This window comes from Coralloluteibacterium thermophilum, from assembly GCF_042654365.1.
GTDB classification, from domain to species: Bacteria; Pseudomonadota; Gammaproteobacteria; order Xanthomonadales; family Xanthomonadaceae; genus Coralloluteibacterium; species Coralloluteibacterium thermophilum.
In genome coordinates this window covers 150,796-162,139 of sequence record NZ_JBHSGG010000014.1, presented here as the reverse complement: position 1 = coordinate 162,139, position 11,344 = coordinate 150,796, and the positions used below count along the sequence as shown (strand labels likewise).

The 11,344-nt window shown below is 68.2% G+C and carries 7 protein-coding genes and 1 pseudogene; 2 read left to right on the top strand and 6 right to left on the bottom strand.

Annotated features, from left to right (window positions below):
- Window positions 1–498 precede the first annotated feature (498 nt).
- A pseudogene (locus ACFO3Q_RS05555) lies at window positions 499–999 on the bottom strand (TerC family protein); the annotation flags it as partial.
- 54 nt (window positions 1,000–1,053) lie between these two features.
- Here ACFO3Q_RS05555 and ACFO3Q_RS05550 point away from each other — a divergent pair.
- Both ACFO3Q_RS05550 and ACFO3Q_RS05545 read left to right on the top strand, forming a co-directional pair.
- Window positions 1,054–1,425: a DNA/RNA helicase domain-containing protein gene (locus ACFO3Q_RS05550; protein WP_377003637.1), complete on the top strand. Its 372-nt coding sequence runs from the start codon at window positions 1,054–1,056 to the stop codon at window positions 1,423–1,425.
- A gap of 2 nt (window positions 1,426–1,427) precedes the next feature.
- Window positions 1,428–2,684, top strand: a complete 1,257-nt coding sequence (locus ACFO3Q_RS05545; RefSeq protein ID WP_377003636.1) for an ApeA N-terminal domain 1-containing protein — start codon at window positions 1,428–1,430, stop codon at window positions 2,682–2,684.
- 241 nt (window positions 2,685–2,925) lie between these two features.
- Here the strand turns inward: ACFO3Q_RS05545 and ACFO3Q_RS05540 are convergent, their stop codons facing one another.
- The 5 genes from ACFO3Q_RS05540 to guaB form a co-directional block, all read right to left on the bottom strand.
- Window positions 2,926–4,923 carry a TonB-dependent receptor plug domain-containing protein gene (locus ACFO3Q_RS05540; protein ID WP_377003635.1) on the bottom strand — a complete coding sequence of 666 codons (1,998 nt, stop codon included), beginning with the start codon at window positions 4,921–4,923 and terminating at the stop codon, window positions 2,926–2,928.
- Between the two features lie 457 nt (window positions 4,924–5,380).
- Window positions 5,381–6,967 (bottom strand): glutamine-hydrolyzing GMP synthase, encoded by a 1,587-nt coding sequence (gene guaA, locus ACFO3Q_RS05535; RefSeq protein WP_377003634.1) that lies wholly within the window; start codon window positions 6,965–6,967, stop codon window positions 5,381–5,383.
- Window positions 6,968–8,243: 1,276 nt separating this feature from the next.
- Window positions 8,244–8,858 carry a hypothetical protein gene (locus ACFO3Q_RS05530; RefSeq protein ID WP_377003633.1) on the bottom strand — a complete coding sequence of 205 codons (615 nt, stop codon included), beginning with the start codon at window positions 8,856–8,858 and terminating at the stop codon, window positions 8,244–8,246.
- A 121-nt stretch (window positions 8,859–8,979) separates the two neighbouring features.
- Window positions 8,980–9,591: a hypothetical protein gene (locus ACFO3Q_RS05525; RefSeq protein WP_377003632.1), complete on the bottom strand. Its 612-nt coding sequence runs from the start codon at window positions 9,589–9,591 to the stop codon at window positions 8,980–8,982.
- Between the two features lie 23 nt (window positions 9,592–9,614).
- Complete coding sequence (guaB, locus tag ACFO3Q_RS05520; protein ID WP_377003631.1) at window positions 9,615–11,072, bottom strand: IMP dehydrogenase; 1,458 nt, start codon at window positions 11,070–11,072, stop codon at window positions 9,615–9,617.
- Window positions 11,073–11,344 lie beyond the last annotated feature (272 nt).

Below are 11,344 nucleotides of genomic sequence, written 5' to 3'. Positions count from 1 at the left end.
CGGCTGGATCGCAGCCAACGGTACCCGCACGGGGATGAGAGGCGGATTCTTCAGGGCCGACGCGGTAGAAAGAGCGTCTTGGAGGCTGAGCGGGCAAGCATTCCGGCGCACGATTGCTTGTCTCGAACGCCCGCTTCTGGCCAAAAGCTGATCATGTGAGAGAGACGGTCTAGATGGTTGTCGCGCCTGCCGGAAGAGAATCTAAGCAATGACTTAGACTCGACTTTTTGCGGCAAGACGGCTCAGTAGATCCGAGGCTCGCAACCGATCAACGGGTGCTGGTGTAGTGGCGCTTGATACGACGCAATCGCGGCCGTGCAGTTCACGCGCGCGGTTTTGCGCGGTGTGAGCGGCACGCTGTGGCATCCTAGACGACTCGACCACGTGTGCGTCGTCGAGGGCAAGACATAGGCAGCACCTCGAAACCCGTACGAGCAATTGTCGTCGCATCGCGCCGGAAACACGGGCCGCCTCCGGGTCGTGTGATGCTCTGGCCCCTCATCGCTGCGCCACCGCCGGCCGCAACAAACTTAGCGCGATGGCGGCGCCGACCGTGGCTTCCACGCCCAGCGAGACAGTGATGGGCACCTTGTAGACGTCCACCAGCAGCATCTTGCCGCCGATGAACATCAGCACCAGGGCCAGGCCGTAGGGCAGCAGGTGGAAGCGGTCGGCCATGCCCTGCAGCAGGAAGAACATCGCGCGCAGGCCCAGCTCCGCGAACACGTTGGACGTGAGTACGATGAAGGGATCGCTGGTGATGGCGAAGATCGCCGGGATCGAATCCACAGCGAAGATCACGTCGGTGATGCCGATCATGACGATCACTACGAACAACGGGGTGTACAACCGCCGGCCGTCGCGCACCACGGAAAGCGCGCCGCCCTCGTATCTCCGCGTCATCAGCACGTGGCCGGTGATCCAGCGCAGCACGGGGTTCGTCTTAAGGTCCGGCGCCTTGCCGGCCGTCAGCAGCATCTTGATGCCGGTCAGCAGCAGGAGCCGGGAACGACGGGTCAGGTTCATTTTTTGTGGATCGTGGCGCCAGATTCGGTGGAGGAAGTCGGCTGCATCCACACCTGCCAAGGGCTGGAGCTGGACTACGTCGGCGTGATCATCGGGCCGGACCTGCGGTGGATCGACGGCAAGCCGAGGGTGTTTCCCGAATCACGCTCGCGCATGGACCGGTCGATCCGTGGCTACAAGACCCTGATGAAGCAGGACCCCGACGCTACCCGCGAGCGCGTGGATCGGGTGGTGCGGAATACTTACAAGACGCTGATGGGTCCGAGAGGAAGGGGTGTCATGTGTGGTCACTTCAATTATTTATCTCGGCCTAAAGCGAACATTGCCAACCCCGCCCCTCGAAGCAACAGCTCATCGACACAAATCAAGACATTGGCCACATCTGCCAAAGGCGGCTAGAGATGACCGCGATAAACCAAGACAACACCTATATCGGAAAATTCTGGCTCCCCCACAAGGGAGAAGACAGCGCGGCATACGGGATGATGGTGCTGCACAAGAACGGTGCCACGGTCCATTTACATGATGCGCTGACCCAGGGTCATCTAGAAGACTCGGTAGTTTTTGCTGAACTCAAGGGACCCCATCGCCGCGCCACACTACTTAATTGCTATGACTCCTGGATAAAAGACAGCAATGGCGAAGTAATAAAATACACCATTAACTCGACATTGACCGCCCTCGGCTGCACGACGGAAATTATCGAGACAGATACACTGACCTTCCGCATCCCTGGAAGCGAGCGGTGGCTGAATGATAACTGCTTCCACGTAATGCGCGAAGACCTAGATGTCGCGGTGCGCTTCAAGCCCATTGAGCATTACAAAGGTCAGCTCACCCCAGTTTTAATGATGACCCGAACTTATGCGGCCACAATATCTTCAGGCACATCTGGCATTGAAGTCTACTCAGTTGAGAGGAGGATGCACTATGAACTCCGATCGAGATCCAAGCTCCTGCTAGGTCGATGCTGGACATTAATATGGTCGCTCCAGAAGTTCTTTGAATTTGTCACCCAGAGCCATTTGAGCTACGAAAACGTCGAAATCCACCATGACGACCTTGCGGCCGGGCATAAATCTCGAGTCCTAATTCATAACGCAACAACACAGCGGAACCGAAATGAACCAAATCCGATTAACTTCCTAGTACACGCCCATGAAATCGATGTGCAGACCGAGGAACTGATTGGCCGCTGGGTTCGCTTGATCGACGCGAATCCAGCACCATTCGAGCACTATTTTCATGCATTTGACAGAGCTCGAGAGGACCGCGTCTTGCACTTCGTATGGAATGTCGCCGCGCTTGAAGAGCTGCACAAGATGCGCTACAGGAGGGAAAAGCGTGATTTACTGTATCGACTGAGGGAGATGGTTCAACGCTGGAAGGGCGCTTTCGACCAGCCACCAGATGACCAAGTGCTGCAGCATATCAAGGACAGCCGCCACTACCATGCGCACGCCGCGAGCGACCTCCGCGAGAAAGCAGCGAAGGGATGGTTATTGCTCAGGTACGGTGATTTCCTCATGGCGTTGTCGAGCCTTGAGCTGCTCTCGCACCTAGGGTTCGAGCAGAACGCAGCAATTACCCTTACTCGGCACTCCCAGTGGATGAGAGAGGCCCTCAACCTAACCACGCATCCGGGCTCTGATGAATAGAGATGCTAATCAAGAGCCTGATAGTCAGATAGGGAGGCCCTGAACAACGCGCCCCGATGCCATTCCCGCCTTACTGGCCAAAATGGCGCCCATTTTTTTGCGCCATTTCCGGCGCCTTTGGGTGGCATTTCCCGCCACCCAAAAGGAAGAGGGCGGGTTCACTTGTTGAACGAGCTAAGGCTCGCTGTAGGTCCGAGTGGATGGCGACGCGAATCAGAGCATGAGCCCCCCTGCGCACACCCTAGAACCTCACCCTCACCCCCCCATTCGCCACGAATCCATCCGTCGGCGCCCATGCATCCACCGTCCAGCGGCCATCGGGCGCGCGCCCGGGCAGCACCATGGGGTGGTAGCGGGTCTGGCGGATGTTAAGGAGGTTCTCCAGGTTGAGGAACAGGCTCACGCGGCCCAGGGTGATCTCGCCCAGTGCGCCCAGTTCCACGTAGGGGCGCCCGGTGCGGCGGTACGGGTTGCCGTCGAGCGGCTGGGTGCCGGTGTAGTAGGCCTCGATGCCCACGCGGCCGCGGCCGTGCTGTTCCCACATCGCCACCACGCCGGCGGTGTGGCGCGGGGTGAGCGGCACGCTGCGGCGGCCGGGCGCATCGGCCAGTGGCTCGCTGGCCTCGGTGAACACGTAGCTGCCCGTCGCCACGAAATCCCGCCAGCGGTAGCGCAGCAGGGCCTCGGCGCCGTGGGTGCGGGTGATGCCCTGCACGTTGATCAGGCGCACGCGGTCGGTGCCGTCGGCGGCGGCGGGTGCCGGCGCCAGGCGGATGGCCCGGTCCACCTCGGAGGCGAACAGCGAGACGCTTGTTTCCCAGCGGCCGTGGGCATAGCCGATGTCGAAGGAGGCGGTGTTGGCGGTTTCGGCCTTCAGGCCGTCCAGCGGCACCAGGCGCGACAGGCCGGCGGCCTCGATCTCCTCCACGAACGGCGTGGGCGCGAAGAAGCCGCGGCCCAGCGAGGTGCGCAGCGTCCACCGCCCCGGCCGGTACAGCAGCGAAAGCCGCGGGCTCAGGTGCGAGCCGTAGGTGTCGTGGTCGTCCCAGCGCGCGCTCGCGGCGAGCACCAGGTCCTCGCGCAGCGCGTGCTCGGCCTGGGCGAACACGCCGGGCACGGTGTGGCTGTAGTCGAACGCGGGGAAGGCGCGCGATGCGAAGCGGTCGGCCTGCACGGCGGCGCCGGCCAGCCACGTGGTGTCGCCGAAGCCGGAGGCATAGGCGGCCTCCAGGAAGCCGGTGCGGTGGCGGTCGTCCTCCCGCAGCGGGCCGAAGCGGTGCGCGTGGTCGGCGCTCATGGCCGAGGCGCGCAGGTGCAGGCGATCAGTCTCGCGCAGCGGGATCTCGACCACGGCACCGGCGTCGTAGCGGGTGGTGTCCTGGGTCAGCGGGAAGGGCTGCCCGTCCGGCATCGGCCGCTGCCCGTGCGTGCCGCCGGTGCGGTCCTCCTTCGTGGCGCCGAAGGTCAGCAGCGCCCTCGCCCCCTCCGGCGTCTCCCAGAACAGCCGCGGCCGCAGCGTCCACCGTTCGTAGCCGGGCATGTCGACCCAGCCGTCGTCGTCGAGGTCCTGCCGGTCCTGCGTGTGGTAGCCGCCGACGACCGAATAGCCCCAGGCCTCCCCCAGCGGCGCCGCCGCGTAGCCGGTCACGTCCTGGCCGCCGCGGCTGGTGGCGTTGAGCAGCACTTCCGCTTCGTGTTCGTCGTGCGGGCGGCGGGTGATCAGGTTGATGACGCCGCCGAGCGCGGAGGGTCCATACAGCGCCGAGGCGCTGCCCTTGATGATCTCCACCCGGCCCAAGTCCGTCGGCGGAATCTGCAGCAGCCCGATCGACGACGACTGCCCGCCGTACAGCGGCAGCCCGTCGGCCAGGAGCTGCGTGTAGCGGCCGCGCAGGCCCTGGATGCGGATGTTGGAGGCGCCCAGCGCCGGCGCCGTGCTCTGCACGCGCACGCCCGCGGTCTCCGCCAGCAGCATCGAGATGTTGCCGGGCGACATCAGCAGCTTTTCCTCGATCTCCTCGCGGTCGATCACCTCCACGCGGATCGGCTCGTCCGACACGCGCCGCCCGGAGCGGGTGGACTGGACGATCACCGCATCGAGCTCCACCGCATCGTGGTCGTGATGATCGTGCCCGTCGCCATGCGCCCGATGCGCCATGGCGGTCTGGGCGAACACGGGAAGCAGCAGCGCGACGGCCATGGCCAGCGCGCGGGGGCGGAGCGAGGGGAAAGGCGTCATCGCACACTCTGGAAGGAACGGGCACACGTGGCGGGGCGCGCGCGTGCCCAATGTAGGGGCATGTGAAATCCACCGTCTCCACCGCACAGCGCGGTCACCCACTTGCAGGTGCGGCGCCGCCCACGATGCCGACGGGCTTCACAGGTAAGGAGCAGGGCGAAGACCTGGATCACCGTGCCGAGAGGTCAGATGAAGATGTCGGCCCGCGGGCCAGTGCCAACCGTCCTCACGCTGGTGCCGCACCGCGAGCACCGTAGGAGCCGCACCTGCGCCCGCACTGGATGCCCGACGAAGCTGGAAAGAGCCCTTCCCTCTCGAGCACCGACTCCCCGCCGCCTGGCGGAGTGCCGGGTCCACGCGAAGCGATGGAAGCGCGGCGGTCTTCATGCGACGCCTCATGCGTTGCATTCGCAACGCATGCGCCTGCCCCACGCCGAGGTTCAAGCCGGCGCCCGCCTCACTCCCACTCGATCGTCGCCGGCGGCTTCCCCGAGATGTCGTAGACCACACGCGAGACGCCGCGCAGTTCGTTGATGATGCGGTTGGAGACGCGACCGAGGAAGTCGTACGGCAGGTGCGCCCAGTGGGCGGTCATGAAGTCCACCGTCTCCACCGCGCGCAGCGCGATCACCCATTCGTAGGCGCGGGCGTCGCCGACGACGCCGACCGACTTCACCGGCAGGAACACGGCGAAGGCCTGGCTCACCTTGTCGTACAGGCCGGCGGCGCGCAGCTCGCTGATGAAGATGTCATCCGCGCGCGCCAGCAGCTCGGCGTACTCGCGCTTGACCTCGCCGAGGATGCGCACGCCCAGGCCCGGGCCCGGGAACGGGTGGCGGTAGACCATCTCCGGCGGCAGGCCGAGCTCCACGCCCACGCGGCGCACCTCGTCCTTGAACAGTTCGCGCAGCGGCTCGACCAGGCCGAGCTTCATGTGCTCGGGCAGGCCGCCGACGTTGTGGTGGCTCTTGATGACGTGGGCCTTGCCGGTCTTGCTGCCGGCCGACTCGATGACGTCGGGATAGATCGTGCCCTGCGCGAGCCACTTCACCTGCCTGCCCTCCACCGCCTCGGCCAGGCGCAGGCCCTCCTCGTCGAAGATCTCCACGAACAGGCGGCCGATGATCTTGCGCTTGGCCTCGGGGTCGGTGACGCCGGCCAGCGCGTCGAAGAAGCGCTCGCGCGCGTCCACGCGGATGACGGTGACGCCGAGGTGCTCGGCGAAGGTGGCCATCACCTGCTCGCTTTCCTTCCAGCGCAGCAGGCCGGTGTCCACGAACACGCAGGTGAGCTGGTCGCCGATGGCCTGGTGCAGCAGCGCGGCGACGACGGACGAATCCACGCCGCCGGAGAGCCCCAGCAGCACGTGGTCGCCGCCGACCTGCTCGCGCACCTGCCTGATCTGGTCCTCGATGATCTTCTCGGCGGTCCAGAGGGTCTGGCAGCCGCAGATGTCCACCACGAAGCGGCGCAGCAGCGCCTGGCCCTGCTTGGTGTGGGTGACCTCGGGATGGAACTGCACGCCGTACCAGCGGCGGCTGTCGTCGGCCATGGCGGCGACGGGCACGCGGTCGGTGCGCGCGGTCACCACGAAGCCCGGAGGCGCGGCGGTGACGTGGTCGCCGTGGCTCATCCACACGTCCAGGCGCGGCGGCGAGCCGGGGTGGTCCTTGAGGCCCTCGAACAGCAGGTCCTGCGCGACCAGCTCGACCTCGGCATGGCCGTACTCGCGCGCGTCGGCGGACTCGGTGTTGCCGCCGAGCTGCTTGGCGAGCGTCTGCATGCCGTAGCAGATGCCGAGGATGGGCAGCCCGGCGTCGAACACCTGCTGCGGCGCGGCCGGCGCGCCCTCCTGCGTGGTGGACTCGGGCCCGCCCGACAGCACGATGCCCTTGGGCGCGAAGGCGGCGATCTCCTCCGGGTCGTGGTCCCACGCCCAGATCTCGCAGTACACACCCAGCTCGCGGATGCGGCGCGCGATCAGCTGCGTGTACTGCGCGCCGAAGTCGAGGATGAGGATCTTGTCGCTGTGCAGGTCGGTCATGGCGTGGGGCTTTGCGTAGGTGAGTGGTGCGGGTCTGGGGTGCAGGGGCGGCTTCAGCCGCGAGCAGGCGTGTCGTCGTGGCCGGCCGTCTGGCGGCTGGCGAGGCCAAGGGAGAAGCGGCCGCTGCGCGGCTTCACCCCCATCCCAACCTTCCCCCGCAGGCGGGGGAAGGGGCTGTGTGCGTCGGCGTGAGGGTCCGTTCCGAAGAACGCCCTCGCCTGCGCCGCATTACCGGCCCCCTCCCCCGCGCAGCGGGGGAAGGGCATGTGTGCGTCGGCGTGGGGGTTCGCTACGAAGAGCGCCCTCGCCTGCGCGGCATTACCGGCCCCCTCCCCTGCGCAGCGGGGGAGGGCTGGGGTGGGGGCGCTTTGGCTGTCCTGTGGCTGCTCTGGAACAAGGACGAAGCGGCCGCTGCGCGGCCCCACCCCCATCCCAACCTTCCCCCGCACGCGGGGGAAGGGGCCGGGCGCGTCGGCGTGAGGGTCCGTTCCGAAGAACGCCCTCGCCTGCATGGCGTCACCGCCTCCCTCCCCTGCGCAGCGGGGGAGGGCTGGGGTGGGGGCGCTTTGGCTGTCCTGTGGCGGTTCTGGAACAAGGACGAGGCGGCCGCTGCGCGGCCTCGCCCCCATCCCGACCTTCCCCCGCAGGCGGGGGAAGGGGCTGGGCGCACCGGCGTGGGGGTTCGCTACGAGGAGCGCCCTCGCCTGCGCCGCATTACCGGCCCCCTCCCCTGCGCAGCGGGGGAGGGCTGGGGTGGGGGCGCTTTGGCTGTCCTGTGGCTGTTCTGGAACAAGGACGAGCCGGCCGCTGCGCGGCCTCGCCCCCATCCCAATCTTCCCCCGCAAGCGGGGGAAGGGGCTGGGCGTGTCGGCGCGGGGGTTCGTTCCGAAGAACGCCCTCGCCTGCGCCGCATTACCGGCTCCCTCCCCTGCGCAGCGGGGGAGGGTTGGGGTGGGGGCGCTTTGGCTGTCCTGTGGCTGTTCTGGAGCAAGAACGAAGCAGCCGCTGCGCGGCTTCACCCCCATCCCAACCTTCCCCCGCACGCGGGGGAAGGGGCCGGGCGCGTCGGCGCGGGGGTTCGTTCCGAAGAGCGCCCTCGCCTGCATGGCGTCACCGCCTCCCTCCCCTGCGCAGCGGGGGAGGGTTGGGGTGGGGGCGCTTTGGCTGTCCTGTGGCTGTTCTGGAGCAAGAACGAAGCAGCCGCTGCGCGGCCTCGCCCCCATCCCGACCTTCCCCGGCAGGCGGGGCAAGGCGCTGTGTGCGCGGGCATGGGGATTCATGGCACCGCGTCCGTCCGCAGGCTCTCGGTCAGCCGGGCTTCGAAGCCGAGGTGGGTCTGGCGCTGGGCGCCGTCCGACGAGGTGATGGTGAGGATGGCGCCGGCGCCGGCGGTGCGCAGGTAGTAGGCGTCGTGCCAGCGGGTGCCGCGGGGGCCCGGGCTGGTGCGCCGCACGCCCTCATAGCGGTGCCGCTGGCCCTGGAGTGCCTGCGCCTGCGGCGCGCTCCTGCCCTCGCCCGCGGTCGCGGAACCCAGGGCTGCGGTCACGTCGGCGGGCGCCTCGTCGAGGCACTCCAGCACGACGCGGAAGTAGCCGCTGTCGTCCGCCTGGTCGGTCAGGGTCCAGTGGGTGCCGTCCTGCTCCGGGGCCCAGGTGCCCGGCAGGTCGAAGATGACGCCGCAGGCTTCGAAGCGGCCGCGCATGCGGGCGGTTGCGGCACTGGCGGCATGCATCGCCGCGCCCGCTTGGGCGGCGGCGCCCTCCCCGGTCGGCTGCCGTGTCCCGATCTCGCTGCGCGACTGCGGTTCGGCCTCGCCGCGGTCGCAGGCGGCGAGGACGGCGCAGACGGCGACGGCGAGGATCAGCGGGCGGATGCGAGGCGGCTGGTTCATGCGGAACGCTCCATGCACGCGGGGGATGTGCAGAGTGCCGGGTTCGTCGTCGCCGCGGCATGTGCCGGCGGACCAGGCCGCAACCGCGTGCAGCTTCGCGCCCATCGGACCCGGCGCACGCTCATGGGACCACGTCCGTGACCAGGCTGGCCTGCAGGCGCGCGCGGAAGGCCTCGCGGGCGGCGACGTGCGCGGGTCCCTGCGTGGCGAACAGCATCAGCATCGCACCGCCCTCGCTGCTGGGCAGGTACCAGGCTTCGATGCCGTACGTCCTGCCACCGCTCTGCGTCTCGCTGCGCTGGACGCCGGTGTAGCGCCGACCGTTGGCGTCGAGCACGACGGGCCGCACGGCACCGTCCCCGGCAAGCGGCCGGCTATAGGCGCGCAATGCCGCCTCGGGGTCCGGTGGCGCCTCGGCGAGGCAGGTGACGAGAGCCCCGGCTTCGCCGTCGTCGATCTGGTTGAACAGGATGAAGTCCTCGCCCTGCGCCTCGGGGACCTGTTCCGGCGCGAGCGCGAAGCGGATGCCGCAGGCATCGAACACGCCGGGCGCGTGCGCCGACGCAATGTCGGGGGCCAGCCGGGTGCGGTAACCGGCGTCGTCCGCCGCCTGCGCCGCTTCCTTCGCCGTCGCGGGCGCCAGGACACCGGCGCAGACGAGCGCCGTCAGGACACGCCGCACCGCCGCCGGCGCGCGTGGCGCCGGCTGTGCAGGTCCTGTCGGTGCTGGCACGGCGGCGCTCCCCTGCCCCGCCGTCAGCGCATGCGGTAGTTCGGCGGTTCCTTGGTGATCTGCACGTCGTGGACGTGGCTTTCGCTCACGCCGGCGCCGGTGATCTTCACGAACCTGGGCTTGGTGCGCATGTCCTCGATGGTCGCCGCGCCCACGTAGCCCATGGAGGCGCGCAGACCGCCGGCGAGCTGGTGGACGATGCCGCGCAGCGAGCCGCGGTAGGGCACGCGGCCCTCGATGCCCTCGGGAACCAGCTTGTCGGCGTCGGAGGCGTCCTGGAAGTAGCGGTCCGAGCTGCCCTTCTCCATCGCGCCCAGGCTGCCCATGCCGCGGTAGCTCTTGTAGCTGCGGCCCTGGAACAGCTCGACCTCGCCGGGGGCCTCCTCGGTGCCGGCGAACAGGCCGCCGATCATCACCGTGGACGCACCCGCGGCCAGGGCCTTGCCGATGTCGCCGGAGTAGCGGATGCCGCCGTCGGCGATGAGCGGGATGCGGTCCTGCAGGGCCTCGGCGACCATGTCGATCGCGGTGATCTGCGGCACGCCCACGCCCGCGACGATGCGCGTGGTGCAGATGGAGCCCGGGCCCACGCCCACCTTGACCGCGTCGGCGCCGGCGTCCATCAGCGCGAGCGCGGCGTCGCCGGTGACGATGTTGCCGCCGACGACCTGGAGATCCGGGAAGGTCTTCTTGACCCAGGCCACGCGGTCGAGCACGCCCTGCGAGTGGCCGTGCGCGGTGTCGACCACCACCACGTCCACGCCGGCGGCCACCAGCGCCTCGATGCGCGCCTCGGTGTCGCCGCCCACGCCGACCGCTGCGCCGACGCGCAGGCGCTCGGAGGCGTCCTTGGCGGAATGCGGGTTGTCGCGCGCCTTCTGCACGTCCTTGACGGTGATCAGCCCGCGCAGCTGGAAGGCGTCGTTGACCACCAGCACCTTCTCGATGCGGTGCTGGTGCATGAGCGCCAGCACTTCCTCGTCGGAGGCGCCCTCGCCCACGGTCACGAGCTTGTCCTTGGGCGTCATGATGTGGCGGACCGGGTCGTCGAGCTTCTTCTCGAAGCGCATGTCGCGCCCGGTGACGATGCCGACCAGCTGCTCGCCGTCGACCACCGGCACGCCGGAGATGTTGCGCGCGCGGGTGAGCTTGAGCACCTCGCCGATGGTGGCGTCGGGCCCCACCGTGAACGGCTCGCGGATGACGCCGGCCTCGAAGGTCTTGACCTGGCGGACCTCGTCGGCCTGCCGCTTGATGGTCATGTTCTTGTGGATGATGCCCAGGCCGCCGAGCTGGGCCATGGCCACCGCCAGGCGCCCCTCGGTGACGGTGTCCATCGCCGCGGAGATGATCGGCAGGTTGAGGGTGATCCCGCGGGTCAGCCGGGAGGAGAGACGGACGTCCTTCGGAAGGACCGTCGAATGCGCCGGGACGAGGAGGACGTCGTCGAAGGTCAGCGCTTCGGCCTGGATGCGCAGCATGGGCGGCTCCGGGGTAAATCGCGGCATTTTACGCCGAAACGGGCCGCCGCTGGAGCCGGAGCATCGGGACGGTGTGGTCGGCGTTCGGATTGGTGTCCGCGGGGTGCCGAAGCGGTACGCGGAAGCGACAGCAAAAGCGCCCCCTCCCCATGCCCTCCCCCGCTACGCGGGGGAGGGGGCAGCCATGCCCCACGCAGACGAGGGCGCTGTCCGCAGCGACTGCCACGCCGACGCGCACACCCCCTTCCCCGCCTGAGGAGAAGGTTGGGATG

Bases quoted from the DNA above. Each gene is read 5' to 3' on its own strand.
- guaB (WP_377003631.1), bottom strand. From the start codon at position 11,072: ATGCTGCGCATCCAGGCCGAAGCGCTGACCTTCGACGACGTCCTCCTC.
- ACFO3Q_RS05530 (WP_377003633.1), bottom strand. From the start codon at position 8,858: ATGAACCAGCCGCCTCGCATCCGCCCGCTGATCCTCGCCGTCGCCGTC.
- guaA (WP_377003634.1), bottom strand. From the start codon at position 6,967: ATGACCGACCTGCACAGCGACAAGATCCTCATCCTCGACTTCGGCGCG.
- ACFO3Q_RS05545 (WP_377003636.1), top strand. From the start codon at position 1,428: ATGACCGCGATAAACCAAGACAACACCTATATCGGAAAATTCTGGCTC.
- ACFO3Q_RS05540 (WP_377003635.1), bottom strand. From the start codon at position 4,923: ATGACGCCTTTCCCCTCGCTCCGCCCCCGCGCGCTGGCCATGGCCGTC.